This is a genomic window from Staphylococcus sp. EG-SA-14, from assembly GCF_017151935.1.
GTDB classification, from domain to species: domain Bacteria; phylum Bacillota; class Bacilli; order Staphylococcales; family Staphylococcaceae; genus Staphylococcus; species Staphylococcus aureus.
The window spans coordinates 34,452-50,928 of sequence record NZ_JACVZM010000021.1 but is presented as its reverse complement, the minus strand read 5'-3'; the positions used below and the strand labels follow the sequence as shown (position 1 = coordinate 50,928).

The 16,477-nt window shown below is 30.2% G+C and carries 15 protein-coding genes, 8 tRNA genes and 3 pseudogenes; 6 read left to right on the top strand and 20 right to left on the bottom strand.

Annotated features, from left to right (window positions below):
• Nucleotides 1-225: 225 nt before the first annotated feature.
• The 7 genes and pseudogenes from IDG63_RS11695 to splA form a co-directional block, all read right to left on the bottom strand.
• On the bottom strand, nucleotides 226-360 hold the full coding sequence (locus IDG63_RS11695) for a hypothetical protein (RefSeq protein WP_031835054.1): 135 nt from the start codon (nucleotides 358-360) through the stop codon (nucleotides 226-228).
• A 66-nt stretch (nucleotides 361-426) separates the two neighbouring features.
• Nucleotides 427-1,146 (bottom strand): serine protease SplF, encoded by a 720-nt coding sequence (gene splF, locus IDG63_RS11690; protein WP_001038693.1) that lies wholly within the window; start codon nucleotides 1,144-1,146, stop codon nucleotides 427-429.
• A 150-nt stretch (nucleotides 1,147-1,296) separates the two neighbouring features.
• Nucleotides 1,297-2,013, bottom strand: a complete 717-nt coding sequence (splE, locus tag IDG63_RS11685; RefSeq protein WP_001038760.1) for a serine protease SplE — start codon at nucleotides 2,011-2,013, stop codon at nucleotides 1,297-1,299.
• A gap of 157 nt (nucleotides 2,014-2,170) precedes the next feature.
• A complete protein-coding gene (gene splD / locus IDG63_RS11675; protein ID WP_001038723.1) occupies nucleotides 2,171-2,890 on the bottom strand; it encodes a serine protease SplD in 720 nt (239 codons plus the stop codon).
• 120 nt (nucleotides 2,891-3,010) lie between these two features.
• On the bottom strand, nucleotides 3,011-3,730 hold the full coding sequence (gene splC / locus IDG63_RS11670) for a serine protease SplC (protein WP_001038866.1): 720 nt from the start codon (nucleotides 3,728-3,730) through the stop codon (nucleotides 3,011-3,013).
• A gap of 57 nt (nucleotides 3,731-3,787) precedes the next feature.
• Nucleotides 3,788-4,510 (bottom strand): serine protease SplB, encoded by a 723-nt coding sequence (gene splB, locus IDG63_RS11665; protein WP_001039455.1) that lies wholly within the window; start codon nucleotides 4,508-4,510, stop codon nucleotides 3,788-3,790.
• A gap of 124 nt (nucleotides 4,511-4,634) precedes the next feature.
• A pseudogene (gene splA, locus IDG63_RS11660) lies at nucleotides 4,635-5,338 on the bottom strand (serine protease SplA).
• A 962-nt stretch (nucleotides 5,339-6,300) separates the two neighbouring features.
• Here splA and IDG63_RS11655 point away from each other — a divergent pair.
• Entirely contained in the window at nucleotides 6,301-6,870 is a 570-nt protein-coding gene (locus IDG63_RS11655; RefSeq protein WP_001092783.1) for a DUF4888 domain-containing protein, read from the top strand.
• 471 nt (nucleotides 6,871-7,341) lie between these two features.
• Here the strand turns inward: IDG63_RS11655 and IDG63_RS11650 are convergent.
• A pseudogene (locus tag IDG63_RS11650) lies at nucleotides 7,342-7,620 on the bottom strand (BsaG family lantibiotic immunity ABC transporter permease subunit); the annotation flags it as partial.
• A gap of 195 nt (nucleotides 7,621-7,815) precedes the next feature.
• On the opposite strand from IDG63_RS11650, the gene IDG63_RS11645 reads away from it, so the two are divergent.
• Nucleotides 7,816-8,289: a DUF6978 family protein gene (locus IDG63_RS11645; protein WP_000550254.1), complete on the top strand. Its 474-nt coding sequence runs from the start codon at nucleotides 7,816-7,818 to the stop codon at nucleotides 8,287-8,289.
• A gap of 4 nt (nucleotides 8,290-8,293) precedes the next feature.
• Nucleotides 8,294-9,085: a DUF1828 domain-containing protein gene (locus IDG63_RS11640; protein ID WP_000543848.1), complete on the top strand. Its 792-nt coding sequence runs from the start codon at nucleotides 8,294-8,296 to the stop codon at nucleotides 9,083-9,085.
• Here the strand turns inward: IDG63_RS11640 and IDG63_RS14925 are convergent.
• The 3 genes from IDG63_RS14925 to lukE form a co-directional block, all read right to left on the bottom strand.
• Nucleotides 9,072-9,197, bottom strand: coding sequence for a hypothetical protein (locus IDG63_RS14925; RefSeq protein WP_000216887.1), 126 nt, complete (start codon nucleotides 9,195-9,197; stop codon nucleotides 9,072-9,074). The two genes, IDG63_RS11640 and IDG63_RS14925, sit on opposite strands and share 14 nt — an antisense overlap.
• A gap of 257 nt (nucleotides 9,198-9,454) precedes the next feature.
• The gene (gene lukD, locus IDG63_RS11635; protein WP_000782463.1) at nucleotides 9,455-10,438 is read right to left on the bottom strand and encodes a bi-component leukocidin LukED subunit D; all 984 of its coding nucleotides are present in this window, start codon (nucleotides 10,436-10,438) and stop codon (nucleotides 9,455-9,457) included.
• A 1-nt stretch (nucleotide 10,439) separates the two neighbouring features.
• Nucleotides 10,440-11,375: a bi-component leukocidin LukED subunit E gene (gene lukE / locus IDG63_RS11630; RefSeq protein ID WP_000473596.1), complete on the bottom strand. Its 936-nt coding sequence runs from the start codon at nucleotides 11,373-11,375 to the stop codon at nucleotides 10,440-10,442.
• A gap of 893 nt (nucleotides 11,376-12,268) precedes the next feature.
• Between lukE and IDG63_RS11625 the strand changes: the two genes are divergently transcribed.
• The 3 genes and pseudogenes from IDG63_RS11625 to IDG63_RS14745 form a co-directional block, all read left to right on the top strand.
• A complete protein-coding gene (locus IDG63_RS11625) occupies nucleotides 12,269-12,724 on the top strand; it encodes a DUF6978 family protein (RefSeq protein WP_001086053.1) in 456 nt (151 codons plus the stop codon).
• Between the two features lie 12 nt (nucleotides 12,725-12,736).
• Nucleotides 12,737-13,525 (top strand): DUF1829 domain-containing protein, encoded by a 789-nt coding sequence (locus tag IDG63_RS11620; protein WP_000206349.1) that lies wholly within the window; start codon nucleotides 12,737-12,739, stop codon nucleotides 13,523-13,525.
• A gap of 460 nt (nucleotides 13,526-13,985) precedes the next feature.
• Nucleotides 13,986-14,196, top strand: a pseudogene (locus IDG63_RS14745) (DUF1828 domain-containing protein); the annotation flags it as partial.
• 497 nt (nucleotides 14,197-14,693) lie between these two features.
• Here IDG63_RS14745 and IDG63_RS11615 read toward each other — a convergent pair.
• The 9 genes from IDG63_RS11615 to IDG63_RS11575 all read right to left on the bottom strand — a co-directional run bounded on the left by IDG63_RS11615 (nucleotide 14,694) and on the right by IDG63_RS11575 (nucleotide 16,462).
• Nucleotides 14,694-14,782: transfer RNA gene (locus IDG63_RS11615), tRNA-Ser, on the bottom strand.
• Nucleotides 14,783-14,836: 54 nt separating this feature from the next.
• Nucleotides 14,837-14,908, bottom strand: a tRNA-Glu gene (locus IDG63_RS11610).
• A gap of 1 nt (nucleotide 14,909) precedes the next feature.
• Nucleotides 14,910-14,984, bottom strand: a tRNA-Asn gene (locus IDG63_RS11605).
• Between the two features lie 14 nt (nucleotides 14,985-14,998).
• Nucleotides 14,999-15,072 (bottom strand) — tRNA-Gly (locus tag IDG63_RS11600).
• Between the two features lie 15 nt (nucleotides 15,073-15,087).
• Nucleotides 15,088-15,163, bottom strand: a tRNA-His gene (locus tag IDG63_RS11595).
• Nucleotides 15,164-15,176: 13 nt separating this feature from the next.
• A tRNA-Phe gene (locus tag IDG63_RS11590) sits at nucleotides 15,177-15,249 on the bottom strand.
• Between the two features lie 16 nt (nucleotides 15,250-15,265).
• Nucleotides 15,266-15,341 (bottom strand) — tRNA-Asp (locus tag IDG63_RS11585).
• 21 nt (nucleotides 15,342-15,362) lie between these two features.
• Nucleotides 15,363-15,436, bottom strand: a tRNA-Met gene (locus IDG63_RS11580).
• A 471-nt stretch (nucleotides 15,437-15,907) separates the two neighbouring features.
• The gene (locus IDG63_RS11575) at nucleotides 15,908-16,462 is read right to left on the bottom strand and encodes an RBBP9/YdeN family alpha/beta hydrolase (RefSeq protein ID WP_000132890.1); all 555 of its coding nucleotides are present in this window, start codon (nucleotides 16,460-16,462) and stop codon (nucleotides 15,908-15,910) included.
• Nucleotides 16,463-16,477 lie beyond the last annotated feature (15 nt).

The window sequence follows — 16,477 nt, the reverse complement described above, 5'->3', positions numbered from 1 at the left end:
ATCGACCATAATTTTTTATGTAATTCAGCTTGTTGCTGACGTTGTTTTTCAGTAATAGACATGTGATTCCTCCGCCTTTGAATAAGTATTTATCTCTTTGTGTAATAGATTTATTATAACATTTGGTTATGTTGCGATGTTGAGAATTTTGATGTTGGTGGTGGAAATTTTCATATTTTAGTGGCGCGATTATAATTGAAAAATTTTATAGAAATGTTGTAGCTTTCAAATGCTTTCAAAATCATTTATATTCTCAATGATGTCAAAAAGTTGTTCATTCATACATAAATAAAACCAATCAACAATTGAGTTGGTGAAAATCAATCGTTGATTGGCTTTGATGCATATTAAATAATGCAATATATATATTAATAAATGTTAGTTATAGTATATTTTGTCAGGATTGGGTGAATGTCTAAGTTTTAATTATTTATCTAAATTATCTGTAATGAATTTCTTAATTTCAGGAGAGAAATAAACAGCGAATCCTCTTGTGCTTTCACCTGATGGCTTATTACCTGCATAGATTACACCAATAGCTTCGTGTTTACTATTTAATATAGGTGAACCAGAGCTACCAGGCTGAATAATTGCATCCGATGACACTATATTCCCATTCACTGATAATACTTTACCAGTTGATTCATACATTTGTAGTTTATTTCCATTAGGATTTGGATAACCAATGACTGATATAGGTTCATTTTCTTTAGCTTCTGATGCTATATTAAATTTACTAGTGAAATCTTTGAATTTTCTACCTTTTGGTTGCGTTGATTTTTCTTCAACTTGTACAACCGCAATATCTTCTTTACCAGGGTAATCTACAATTTTAGTAACTTTATAAAGTCCACCACCATTATTATAAAATCCATTAGGATGTGCTTTAATTTCATCACCGACTTTCATGTGATAGGTAACGTGTTTATTGGTAATGATTGTATGATTTCCAACTACAAATCCTGTTCCAGCGCCCATCCATGTAACACCACTGTATGGTTCAACATTTGTATTTGTAATTTGTTTAACAGTATTTTCGGCTTTGGCTGTTTGTTGAATACCTTCAACCATTGTTGTGCCGACACCAGTTATTGATGTTAAAATCGTCAATGCTGCAATACTTTTGATGATTATATTTTTATTCATTTTTCTGCTCCTCTAAGTATTTGTATAATTATAATGTTAGCTTTTTGAAGTTTTATTTTTTTTAATCATTTCGAATAAATAGAATCACAGAGATGTTTAAAATTGTTGAGTTTGTTGTTAATTTTTAAAATCATTTATCTATGTAAGGATTTATTTATCTGTGTTATCTGCAATGAATTTCTTAATTTCAGGAGAGAAATAAACACCATATCCTTTTGTACTTTTATTTCCAGGGCCGTTTCCACCAAAGTGAACACCTACAACTTCGTATTTACTGTTAAATACAGCTGAACCTGAGTTGCCTGGTTCTACGAAACCATCAGTAATAATCATGTTGCCTTTAACTGACAGCACTTTTCCTGTTGACTCATACATTTGAAATTTATTTATATATGGTTCTGGATAGCCAACAATTGAAATGCGTTCATTTTCTTTAGCTTCTGATGCTATTTTTAAAATGCCTGTGTAATCTTTAAAATTCCTGTTTTTTGGATGAACAGCTTTATCTTCCACATGTAGAATGGCAATATCTTCTTGACCTGAATAACGGACAATTTTTTTAACTTTATAAAATCCGCCATTATTATATTCACCATTGGGATGCGCTATAATATGTGCACCAATTTCCATACCTGCAACGACATGCTTGTTGGTAACAATTGTATTTTTACCGACAATGAAACCTGTTCCAGATCCTATCGAAACGACACCATTGTATGGTGCTACATTAGTATTTTTGATTAGTTTCACATTATGTTCAGCTTTAGCCGTTTGTTGAATACCCTCAACCACTGTTGTGCCGACGCCAGTCACTGATGTTAAAATCGTCAATGCTGCAATACTTTTGATGATTATATTTTTATTCATTTTTGTGCTCCTCTAAGTATTCGTATAAATATAAGGTTAGGTTTTTGAAGTTTTATTTTTTAAATCATTTCGAATAAATAGAATCACAGAGATGTTTAAAATTGTTGATTTTGTTGTTAATTTCTAAAAATCATTTATCAATGAACGGATGGATGATTTATTTATCTAAATTATCTGCAATAAATTTCTTAATTTCAGGAGAGAAATAAACAGCAAATGACCTTGTACTTTCACCTGTTGGTTTATCACTAGCATACATAACACCAATTGCTTCTCGCTTACTATTTAATATAGGTGAACCAGAGCTGCCAGGTTGGACAACCGCATCAGATGTCACTATATTTCCATTCACTGATAGTACTTTACCAGTTGATTCATACATTTGTAGTTTATTTCCATTAGGATTTGGATAACCAATGATTGATATAGATTCATTTTCTTTAGCCTCTGATGCTATATTAAATTTGCTAGTGAAATCTTTGAATTTTCTACCTTTTGGTTGCGTTGATTTTTCTTCAACTTGTACGACCGCAATATCTTCTTTACCAGGATAATCTACAATCTTAGTAACTTTATAAAGTCCACCACCGTTATTATAAAAACCATTAGGATGTGCTTTGATTTCATCACCGACTTTCATGTGATAAGTAACATGTTTATTGGTAATGATTGTATGATTTCCAACTACAAATCCTGTTCCTGCGCCCATCCATGTAACACCACTGTATGGTGCAACATTCGTATTGGTAATTAATTTCACACTATTTTCGGCTTTGGCCGTTTGTTGAATACCCTCAACCACTGTTGTGCCGACACCAGTCATTGACGTTAAAATCGTTAATGCCGCTATACTTTTGATGATTATATTTTTATTCATATTTGTGCTCCTCTGTTTATTCATGATGCTTTTGATATAGACGTTTTTTTATGTTATATTCGACCGATGTTTTTCATTAAAATTATTGAACACATGCTCATGGTGTATATTTAAATTTGTTTATTGTTCAATATGCTTTTGAATAAAATCTTTGATTTGAGGCGTAAAGTATACGGCACCATTATATTCAGAACCAATTTTTCCAATACCGCCATACACAACACCTATGACCTCATTGTTAGAATTTAGAACTGGTGATCCTGAATTCCCGGGTTCAATGTATGCATCAAAATTTAAAATATTGTCTTTGATTCTTTTTATAGTTCCTGTAGATTCAAACTGTTTAAAACTATTGTGAGCAGGTAATGGGTAACCAATAACTTTAATTTTGTCATCAACTTTAGCATCTTTCGCAAAATTGAATGCTTGGACATTTTCATTAAAATTAAAGCCTTTTGGTCCACGTTCGACTGCTTGTTCTTCAATATTCATGACAGAGATGTCTTCATCACCCGGATAATCAGAAATGCTTTTAATTTTATATATACCACCATTTCCTTTGTCACCGTTTGGATGGGCAGTAATTCTATCGCCAACTTTATAATCTTTTGATACATGTTTATTGGTGATAATTGTATTTTTTCCAATTACAAAACCTGTCGCATCTTTAAATGAAACGACGCCATTATACGGAAAAATATTTGTATCTTTAACTTGCGTAACATTCTTCTCTGCATTTGCTATTTGTTGTGTCTCTTCAACGACTGCAGCATTTATTCCAGTTACTGAGGTTAGAATGGCTAATGCTGCCATGCTTTTAATGACTATATTTTTATTCATTTTCAAGCTCCTTTACAATTCGAGATATGTTGCAACGCTCGTTTAAAGTCAATTTGTTTATTTATCTATGTTTTCTGCAATGAATTTTTTAATTTCTGGTGTAAAGTAGACGCCATATGCATTTCTGTTATCATCATTTTTTACATCAGAAGCAAAATGAATACCAACTAATTCGTTGTTGCTGTTTAATACAGGTGATCCAGAGTTTCCGCTTTCAGTATGCGCTGAATATACAATACTGCTACCTTCTACTGACATCACAGGGCCAGTTGACTCATATAAAACGTATTTATTTTTGTATGGGTGTGGATAACCAATCACTTTAATTCGCTCACCAGCTTTAGCCCCTGCCGCATATTTGAATGGCGTTACATTATCATTAAAATTAAAGCCTTTTGGTCCACGTTCTATTGCACGCTCTTCAACTTGAATGACTGATACATCTTCTTTACCTGGATAATTAATAATCTTTTTAATCGAATAAATACCACCATTACCTTTATCACTATTTGGATGTGCAGTAATACGATCGCCCACTTTGTAATTTTTCGACACATGTTTATTTGTTAAAATAGTATTCTTTCCAACTACAAATCCAGTTGCACTTTTAAAAGCAACTACACCAGTATATGGAAAAATATTAGTATCTTTAACTTTTGTGACATTATTTTCTGCTTTGGCAGTTTGTTGTACTTCCTCAACCAATGTTGTTCCAATACCTGTTACAGATGTTAAAATTGTTAATGTTGCTAAACTCTTGATGACTACGTTTTTGTTCATTTTAAGTTCCTCTCTTTTAATTATTTTGATATCTAGATACATAATTCAGTATATTTAGTTAATTATGTAACCGTTTTCTTAACCATTTTTTAAAAAATCAACTTCACGAATGAATTGATGATACTTATTTTTCAATATTATTTTGAATAAATTCTTTTAATTGTGGTGTGAAATAAACACCGAAATTCTTTTCAGATTCGTCTTTTCCACTACCTGCATATAAAATACCAATCAGTTCATGTTTAGAATTCAATACAGGAGATTCTGAATTACCTGGTTGTGCATACGCACCAAATTCCATAAACGTTCCACTGATATGGTTAATCGTTCCTGTCGATTCAAACATTTTATATTTTGTTTGTGCACCCTTTGGATAACCGATAACAGAAATTCTATCTTTCGCTTTTGCTCCTTCTGCAAATTTTGTATAACTAACGTTCTTATTAAAATTCAAACCTTCTGTACTTGTTTCATGAACATGAACTATCGCAAGGTCTTCTTTTCCAGGATATTCTACAATGTCTTTAACGTCGTAGTTTCCTCCGCCTTTACCTTTACTCAAATGATGTGCTGATACTCTATTTTTGAAAATATCATTACTTTTAGCGATATGTTTGTTAGTTACGATTGTATTTTTACCAACAACTACACCAGTACCACCCGCAAATGCTACCACTGAATTGTATGGTGCGTTGCATCGGTAATTTCTTTGACATTCTTTTCTGCTTTGGCAATTGAATGAGACTGATCAGAAATATTTTCAGCGAAACCAAGAGATGTTAAAATAGTTAAAGCAGTTAAACTTTTAACCATTACATTTTTATTTATATTTTACCTCCTTTAAAATTTATTTTTATAGTTAATGTATCTAGATACACATTCACTATATACATTTTATATAAAAATATTAATTAAATATTAATTAACTACTTATTAACATTTTATTAAATAATTATACATGAATTGACTCATTTATTTAAATATGCTTAAAACTCAATATCACGCAATTAAAATTGACTTTTTAGGATTATTTTGGTCTTAAATATTAATTATTGAATTAAAATTGTAATATTTATTCGGAAATTAGGTAATTGAAAATATATGGCGGAATGGTGAACAATTCATGTATTTAAAATCTTTCACTTTATTATTTATTGTGTTTAACAATATTATTAGCGATTAGTTCCCCTATTATTTATGACAATATGCAGTCAATCAATGAAACATGTATGTATGAGTATATTTGGAACTAGTAATGTATTGTTAATTATTGAAGATGATTGAATTATGGAATTTTTTTGAGATATGTTATTTCGGGGATCAGATTTTGCGATTTCGCCTTGGATAGAGTAATTGCGATTTGTAAATACGTTTTACAGGTTCGATTCAATTTCGTTGTTAAGATAATATGGATTAGTTTCACTGACATGTTGATGCATGTCTTTTTTGTTCTGATAAAGTGTAAAATATTTACTTAACATTACTTAGTATGACACCTGCTAATTCAAACATTATTTGAGACATTCTTTTCAAATTAATTATAAATTTTTACCTATAGACTAGTTTGATATTTATCTACATCCCAAAATTCTCATCAACAATCTTTCACATCCAACATTTTTACTTTAGTTTTTATAATTCAAAACAACAAAACTATGTTAAAAAATTATTCTATTTTTTAGTTAATAGATAGTTAATAAATTTTTGATATTTAGTTAATTGTTCTTTTAAAAAAATATTATTATATTTTCATTGTAAACGTTTACAATATAAAAAAAGGAGCAATTAAAATGAATACAAAATTTTTAGGTAAAACATTAGTAGCAAGTGCTTTAGTATTAACAACATTAGGAACAGGTTTACATTCTTCATACTTAGGATTAAATACAAATAAAGTTGTTAAAACAGCAAAAGCAGAAGAAAATATGACAAATGGTCAATTGTGGAAAAAAGTTAAAGATTCATTAATTGATTCAAATATTATTAGTGGTAACGAGTATGAATCTGTAAAAGTGTCTTATGTTCGTACAGACGGTCAATCTAGTAATGTAGAATCTACTGCTAATCATGATGATGTAACCAGCACTCCAAGTAATTTTTCAAAATTAACTCAAATTGATATATCTAAGCAAAACATTGATGGTAGCGATTTCAATACAAAGTTAGATGCAAATGCTACTTGGAAAAGTTTAACAAAAAAATTAGAAGAACAAGGATTGTTAAAAACTGGTGATAAAGTGACGATTCATAGTAAGGATTCTAATGATCCAAAAATCACTGGTACAGTTGGTCAAGACTTTACTGATCATAAAGGTTTTAACTTAAATAAAAGAGACATCAACAAAATCACAATTGAATAAACCTTAAACTCAAATTTCCTTAATTTATAAAACCTTAATAACTAACCCTTTCTTACAAACCACCTAGCCCATAATATATTAAAACGTCATTTTTATTTCAATTAGCGGAAAATAAAAAAACCATTCCGCATTAACTTTGGCAAGTTGGAATGGTTAAAAAAATATTTTAGAAGCCAGCGTTTGGCTTGCTTAGACGACATGTTCGCGCATGTCGTCTTTTTTACATTTATATAATAACACGCAATTCAATAAAATGTCTAATCAATAAACCTCAATTACATTCAAATCCAAAAACTTTGCACCTAATATTCATCGCTTAAATAAACATTACGTTTAATTAACCAGACATTGTCAATCGCGTCTAATACCCCTGTTGTCCGAATACAAAATTATTTTGTATTCATATTTATCTGTTCTCTTTTCTCCCTTTTCAACGCAACTAAATTTCTTTTACCATTAGCGCCCCAATCTTTAATCTTTAATTGTTCTACCGCTCCATTTTTTAAATCCTTTAAAGAGTAAAACTGCTAATAGCAACGTGATAATAATATAGATCGCCAATGTTAATGTAACTGGTATACTCCCTTCTATAAACATATAAACGTAACGTGTAGCATATGTGATTGGTAAATAGAACCACGAATGATCTCCAAGCACTTCTAAGCCAAAATAGACGTTAAAAATAAACATTAAAATTCCGGCAACAATAGCCATTACATCTTTAATGAAAAATATATCTAACATTATCACAAATTATTAATAATGTTAAAAATGACGGTATTAAATAAATTAATAAATATTCCATTGTCATGTATTGCTATACGATTATGACGCTAAAAAGGAATAATTATTAAGTTTATAGAAAACATCTGTATAACTTACTACAAATACTGAAAATAATATAAGGATTTAAGATCGTAAAATCTAAACTAAGGAGATGTTTAAATGCATTTGAAACTGAACGATGAAGATTTAAATTATTTAGTAAATCTAAGTAAAGAAATACTTGAACAATACAACATTAAATTAGACGAAACTTGTAAGGGAGATATTAACATAACATCATGTAATTCTGAATACTTTTTCACTTTAAGCTATTTTTTAAAGCCTGGAAAAGCAACTATAAATTTCAGAGAATGCCGTTACAACTATAGCTTGTTACGTTTAAATCTTAATGACGGTTTTCATAAAAACTCTAATAATGAGAAAATAAGGGGAAATAGAATTAATATATTTTCTGAAAATGAATTTATACAAAAAGCTGACGGCGTAACCCATATGAAAGCATATCCTTTACCTTATAAAATATTTGAAGATAGCTCTGATTTTGTAAAACAATTATTTACTTTGCTTGAATATACAAAAACTAATCATAATGATAATATTAAAATTGAAACTAATCTATTCATGAGTTGGTGATACTATGCATGACAACACAATTAAATCTATTAGCAAAGACTATTTTGATTACTTACAAACAGAATCAAAGTTTATCCCATTAGAAAATGAAACTATAGAATTTTATTCACCTATCGTCGATTATTTTGGTGATTCTATTTCTGTAAATATATCTTTTTCAGGGGATCGATATAAACTAACTGATCATGGTGAAACTTTATGGAACATGGAACAATTTGGTTTAGATTTAACTAATCATAAAAAACAAAAAAAGTATCAACTTCTCAATAATATTATACAAAATTACGGTCTAGTCATTGAAAATAAGCACATAAACTTTTATACAAATAGAATAGACTTATCTCAAGCCATTCATGATTATGTTTTGGCTATTTCCGAGATTAGTTATTTGGGAATATTAAAGAAAGAAAATATTAAGTCATTATTTAAAGACGAAGTGATGCAATATTTTCTATCAAACAGAAAGATTTATCCTAATATATTTCCCGAATTTAAGGTAGAGGGGAAATCTAAGTTAATTCATAGTTTCGAAGCAGTATTTCCAGGAGAAGCTACAGAGTATGTTAAAACAATTAAACGAATCGATAAAAACAATGCAAAAAATGTCCTTTTCGATTGGAATGATGTTGAAGTACATAGAAATAAAAATTTTGATTCTAATGCTAGACTTAATATCATTACAGAACAACAAGATGATATTAGCGAAGCAGTATCAACTATGTTATCTCAATATAATGTAGAGGTGTTTTCATTTGAAAACAAAAAACAACTTGAAGAAAAGTTTAGTAACGTATAATTATCGTGTTATATAGTGTTTCTTTGATAATAGTTTCTATTTCAATTAAATCACCGATACTTAAAATGATAAATTTACCAATACCAAGTTTGTAATGAACTTTCACCGTCATACAATTATAGATGCTATATATACAAAAAGAACCACGCCGATTAAGACGTGGTTCCATTTTTTTAATAATTTTTTATATGTTGGAAGTTTCTAAATAATTCTACTTTTGCAAATTTAGCACCCTGCTATTTAGAAAAGCAATCTACATTTCCCTAACTAAAAATCATCATGCATGTAAATAAAAATTATGTTAGTTCTTTAATTCCGTTTGATAATTGAAATAATTGCACTTTGTTGATTATTTAATCATATACAATTCTATACTCCAGGATTAGTTTCTTTAGAATCCGTACCGATTAATTTAACAGTATGGTTTTGCCAATCAACTTCATAAGTAGATGTAAACGTTACTGTATTTTGATTTTTGTAGTTATTACCAATCCAGTGTAGTCGATTCCATTGATTAGTATATCTATCCATTTCTCTTTGGTAAGTTACTTTAATTTTAGATTTTTTTGTATCATTTTGTTTATGAGAAAGTACGCTTATAAATTCTGGGTTAAAGTTACCACGCGCCAATAAAGGCATTTGATGTGTTGGCAAGAAATTTTGACCAGCATTTGAACTACTTTGTCTACCACCTAAAAACAGTTCATTACCATATGTTGGGTCATAACTATCTCTACCATATGGTCCCCAACCATTATTCATAATTTTGTGCGCCTCAACACCCCAGCCAATTGATTTATGATTTGTTTTTCTATCAATCGTAGTTCTGTAACTTTCTTGTTTATAATTTATTGTTTCTGAAAATGATTTTGATCCATTCAATCCACCTGATAAGCCATTAGATATATTAATATCTCCGCCATAAGAATAACCTAATGTTTGTTGAACTTGGAATTCTTCATTTTGATTTTTAGGTGCATAGTCAACAACATTTACAGCATCATTTGATTCTGAACTAACCGAAACATTATACTTACCGCCCCAATAAAACTGTGAGTAATTGTAATCTTTTGGATTAGGCTTTTTATAACCAGAATTAATGTTACCAGCTGCCTTAAGCACTAACGTATCTTTATCATAACTTTTATCCTTGATGAAATTAAAAGTTAAAATTTGAGAAATATTCAATTTATCATTATCAGATGTTGCTGTTGTTTTGTATAAAGTGATTTTGTCATCTACTTTTTTCTCGCTTACAGGCGTGATATGTTGAGCTGCATCAACTGTATTCGATAGCAAAAGCAGTGCAATTGATGAAGCAACTGATGATTTGACTAATTTTTTCATTTTCATATTAATTATGTCCTTTCACTTTAATTTCGTGTGTTTTCCAATTAACTTCATATCTAACTACAAAGTTTCTATTTACAAATGCATTATGCTTTCTTTCTGCGTAAATACCAGTTCTAGGGAATAAAGTCGCATATGTAATATCTAAGTTTCTACCATATGAAATTTCAAATTCACTCGTATCACTTGAACCTTTTTCATGTGATAGTGTAGTGATAAATGATGGATTAAAGCCACTTTGAACTAAAGGTGGTAATTGATTATCAGGAGCAAAATATTCTCTTGCTGAACCTGTTGGACCATTTGGACTTTGTACGAATAAATATCTATCATGCGCAGATTTTTTACCATCAGGCGTAACAAATTCGTTTGCTTTAACACCCCATTTAACTGATTTTGAGTTTTGCTTGTCTACTTCACTGACATAACTCTTTTGGGTATAACTAATTGTTTTAGAATAATTAAATGAGCCATTGCCACCTATAGATGGTGCTGACTGGAAATTACCTCCAATGTTATATCCTAATGTTTGACCAACATCAGTAGTTTCTATTTTGTTTTTAGGAAGGTAATTGATTAAGCTAACATTTGGATCTTTAGTCGTCAGTCCTATATTATATTGGAATGGCCAAATCATTCGTTTAGTTAATTCATATCCACTACCCTTCACATCTGAAAATGAAGTTCTGGAATTAATAAAACCTTGCATTTTAACAATTAAAGCGTCTTTGTTATATTTTTTATCTTTTACAAAGTCGAATTGGACATTTTGAGTAACGCCCCATTTCTTACTACTTACATCCTCCGTACGTTTGATTACTTCAGCACCATCACCAATATTTTCAATATTAGTATTTGCTCTAGATTCTTGAATCGGAGATGCTAAAGGTGCAATCAGTCCTACTGACAAAGTTGCGGCTAACATTTTTTTCTTAAACATAAGTTTCACTTTCTTTCTATATAAATTTTTAATACAAATTTATTCTAGATTATTTCACTTATTTATAAAATTAACTGTTCATTAAAAAATAAAATGCTATAAAATATTAAAAATGACACAATTTATTCATTTATGCTGCTGAAAACCGGTCATTTTGATGCAACCTTCATTACATTTAAATAGTTCCCTTTATACTCGAACAATATGATAAAATTACCGATACTCAACTTTTTCGCTATAAAAATCAAAACGAACTTTAATCAAATCTTAAAAAATAATGTTTGTATTATCACAAATAATCTATAATTGAATTTAAAATTAACTGATTATTAACTATTATCCGTTAAATGGAGAGGATTACTTCGTATACTGTTATAACTGAAATCTTCTATATATCATTTCGTAATATCGCTAGCTTCATCTAAAAAATTTAATGTTATGATTTAGTCTAATTAAAAACATATATATATTTACTATGAACTAAAATTTCACCCTAAAAATAAAAAACCATGATTTCGAAGTCTTCATAAACTGAAGCTTCTACTCTCATGGCAATTTATACTATGATATTCAATTATAATGCCTAGTCTCATAGTAAACGGCTACTACATTCGCATGTACTTCGTTTTACTGTCCACGCATGGTCGTTGACTTATTTATATTATAATATAAATATTTTATTTTTCAATACTTAATTTTAAAAATCCCCTATGAAAATGTTGATGAGCTGCATCTTTAAATCTTATTATACATTGTATAAAATTATATTGCGAGGTACTAAAATGATAATATACACTTTTGGTTGTGTATGCATCTCACCTATCTTTTTTTCTTTTTTCAAATAAGAAAGTATTAAAAATTAATGCCTATTCAATGTTAAAGGAGGAACAGACATGGCTAAACTTGATTTAAATAGTCTTGACGACGAGCACGTAAAATTATTAATAAATGAATTAAAATATCCAGAAACTCATATCGATGTAAATGAATTAAAAACAATAGTTGCTAGTCGAATAAATGAAAGGCAAGAAATAATAAGTTTTAAGTTAGGAATAAAGTACTTATTAACAATAAAAAGAGGGAACATAGAAAAAGATAGGTTTTCAATTTCAATCATTTTCAAAGATACCTATCACACCCTAGTTAGAATAGATATTAACGGTGGTACTCACGATAATCCAGATGGAACAATCGCTCCGAAAAGTCATATTCACATATATAATGATAAGTATGATAAAAAGGATAGGTTTGCTTATGAAATTAACTTGAAAGATTTCCCCGACATCTATAACTTGTATAATGTGTATATGTCGTTTTTAGAGTATAATAATATAAAAGACCTTGAATAAAGGAGGGATACTATGACTACATTTGATGCTAAAAAATTAAAAAAAGAATATCTTGATTGGTATAATCAGACCTTAGAGTTTTCTAATTTATCAAACAATGTAGTAAGAATAGATACTCCTTTTAAAGATAATTCTTTAGATAATTTAATCATTTACGCTTTATACGATCAGTCCAGAGACATGATTACACTGACAGATGACGGCTATACTATATTTGATTTAGAAAATAATGGTATTTTTTTAAATAAATCAAAAAAACATAAAAAGATTTTTGAAGAGCACCTTTCAGCTTACGGTATTAAATATAACGATAAAACTCACGAAATTTTTGTTCAAACTAACTTTAAAAATTTTAATAAATCGAAACATAATTTATTACAGTGCCTTATATTTGTTAATGATATGTACTTACTTTCTAATCCTAAGTCACAGAACATATTTACAGAAGATGTTGCAAACAAATTGGATGAACATAACATTTATTACGGAAGAGATTTACCTATTATAGGAAGCAGTGGTGTTGTTCATAATTTCGACTTTTTTATTAGCGCTAAGAAAAATCAAAAAGAAAAATTTATCAATGCTATTTCTAACCCTAATAATTCTATGATTATTAAGTCGAAAATAACGGATGCTATGCAAGCAAAAAAAATAAAAAGACACAGGCAAAATGAGTTTATTTTTATTTTAAATGACTCAAAAAAAGAAATAAATGAACATAATAAAAATCTTCTTCATGAAAACTATATTAGTACAATAGATTATAGCGAATTAGATGAAAAGATAGGTTTATTGATTTAATATTTATAGACGTGATAATATCAATGTTTATATTAAATGAAACGAATTTGAAAATTTCGAAACAGCTTAAGATAGCAAATTGATTAGCCTTATTGATAATGCAGAATCGTCTACACATAGTTAAACAAATTATTTGAGAATAATTATTGTTAAACTATGTGGATAGGCGATTTTATTTTGACAAGAGTCAGAAGAACATATATTAAGGATTTCAAATTACAAATGGTTAAACTTTATGAAAATGGTATAACTAGAATCGAAATTATACGCGAATACGATTTAACACTCTCAATCTTCTCGAACTGAATAAATACTGGGTCATTCAATCATCAAGACAACTTATTAAGTGATGATAAATGTTCATACCATTTTGCAAATATAACCAGATACTCTCAACAAAATGTAGAGTTCAAAATTAAAAATGTCCCTAATTGGCACATTGCTGTATGATATTAAATTCAACTTAGATTTCAACAATATAACTAATGAAGCTTATATTTACCGCGATATCAAACCAAACAGCCTATCCACAAACAAATTAGAATATACCATGTTAGTAATAGTAAATGATATATATCTTCCAAAGACCGCAAACTGTAGCAGAACATGAGAACCTTGCGATTTTGAAATGGTCTAATAAATCAAATATCATTGAAACTTTAATCACATAAATTAACAGTAGTCCCCTGTTCGCAGTTCTATAAATTACAAATGCAATAAAGTCGAATTTATTAAAAATTGACTAACTCCTGATTATGCTACGCTTTTCTTTAAAATCCGCACGTAGATGCCTATTGATTATATTATAATATTTGATTTTCTTTAAGTAACAGCTAAACATTACATATCAAAACGATTAGGTCATGCAGATGTACATACAACGCTTAAAACATATTCACATTTGATTAAAGAATTTGAAGATAATGAAACTAAATTTATAGAAAAAAATCTGAATGATTTGTTTTGTGACTAAACTTCAAAATCTTGTGACTAAAATTAGGATTATTCATCAAAAATTAGTCACATTGTGGCTAAAAAATTTTAAATGGATATAAATAAATAAGAAGTGTAAAAATGAGGATAATAGCTCAAATGCAGATATATCAAGGGTTTGAGTCTAAAATAAAAATAGCGCTTAAAATGGGTAAAACCAATTTAAGCGCCTTTACGGAAGGTAAGGGATTCGAACCCTTGAGACGCTTGTGACGCCTACACACTTTCCAGGCGTGCTCCTTCGGCCAGCTCGGACAACCTTCCTCAACAATAAATATGTAATAAAAAAACAGAAGCGATATTTCACTTCTGTTTGTATGACTCCTACGGGACTCGAACCCGTGTTACCGCCGTGAAAGGGCGGTGTCTTAACCGCTTGACCAAGGAGCCATGGCTCCACAGGTAGGACTCGAACCTACGACCGATCGGTTAACAGCCGATAGCTCTACCACTGAGCTACTGTGGAATAATAGAAAATAATGGAGCGGGTGATGGGAATCGAACCCACAACATCAGCTTGGAAGGCTGAGGTTTTGCCATTAAACTACACCCGCTAATGTAAACGATTATGGGGCGGCTGAAGGGGATCGAACCCTCGAATGTCGGAACCACAATCCGATGTGTTAACCACTTCACCACAACCGCCATGAATTAAGAATGGTTCAGGACAGAGTCGAACTGCCGACACATGGAGCTTCAATCCATTGCTCTACCAACTGAGCTACTGAACCGTAATGGTAATAATAATGGCGGTCTCGACGGGAATCGAACCCGCGATCTCCTGCGTGACAGGCAGGCGTGTTAACCGCTACACTACGAGACCTATTAAATTAAAAACTATGTATTGCGGGAGGCGGATTTGAACCACCGACCTTCGGGTTATGAGCCCGACGAGCTACCGAACTGCTCCATCCCGCGCTAATATTATTTTGAATTACCTAATTAATATACCATAATCAAAAACCTAAAGTCAAGAACTTTTTGAATTTAATTTAAATGTTATCTCTTAAATAATTACTTAAATATCGTAGCAACATGTTCTCTGTTGAACACAAATATTAGTATATTCATTTTTGTAGTGTACGTCAACGACATTTTCAAAGTTTTTTGTGTAAAAAAACGCTTCTTATTCCCTTTTATCATATAAGTGTCTAATAGTTGTCATAAATAGTGTTAAAGCATTTAAAAAGGTATAGGAGTTATAAAGTTTACAACGCCTATACCTTCTGAAAAAGAAATTATAAAAGCTTGTTACACCGCATATTCTTTCAGTCAGCGACTACCAATATAACATTGTAGCCCTAAGACATTGCTTGACGCCTCAATTACAACAATTTTTCAAAATCAGCAGCTACCTACTGACACAACATAACACAACCCATACACTAACTATCGTGTCATGTAATCTTGCATCCGATCTTGCAACGCTGTAAATGTTTCGAAGCCATCCTCTTCTAAGAAGTGCCCTCCATCTTCCACGATTCGCAAGTTCCCCTCTAATGCATTCATTAAACGCTGGGTCTCTTTATATGAAACGTATTTGTCATTTTTAGAACTCAATCCGTAAAAATTGTCAACTTTCTTTTTAATATTATCGTAATCAATGGTTACATTACTTAAATCAATATCTAAATCTATATTTTCTGCATCTTCTTTAAAGCCCGCTATACTGAAAAAGCCTTCAATCGGCTGATCAATCATTTCAATATATTTTAAAGCTGTGATTGAACCTAAACCATGTGTTACAAAATATGTATCCTTTTTGCGTACATTAATTTGTTTCGTCATAGCTTCAATCCACTGATCCACTGTCTTCGCTTCAGGGGATTCAAAATTAAATAATGTTACGTCATATCCTTCTAAAGTTAAGTTATGCTCCAACCACTGATACCAATGATTTCTACTATTTCCATGCATAGAATGTACAATAATTACATCTGTCATCTCATTCTCTCCTTT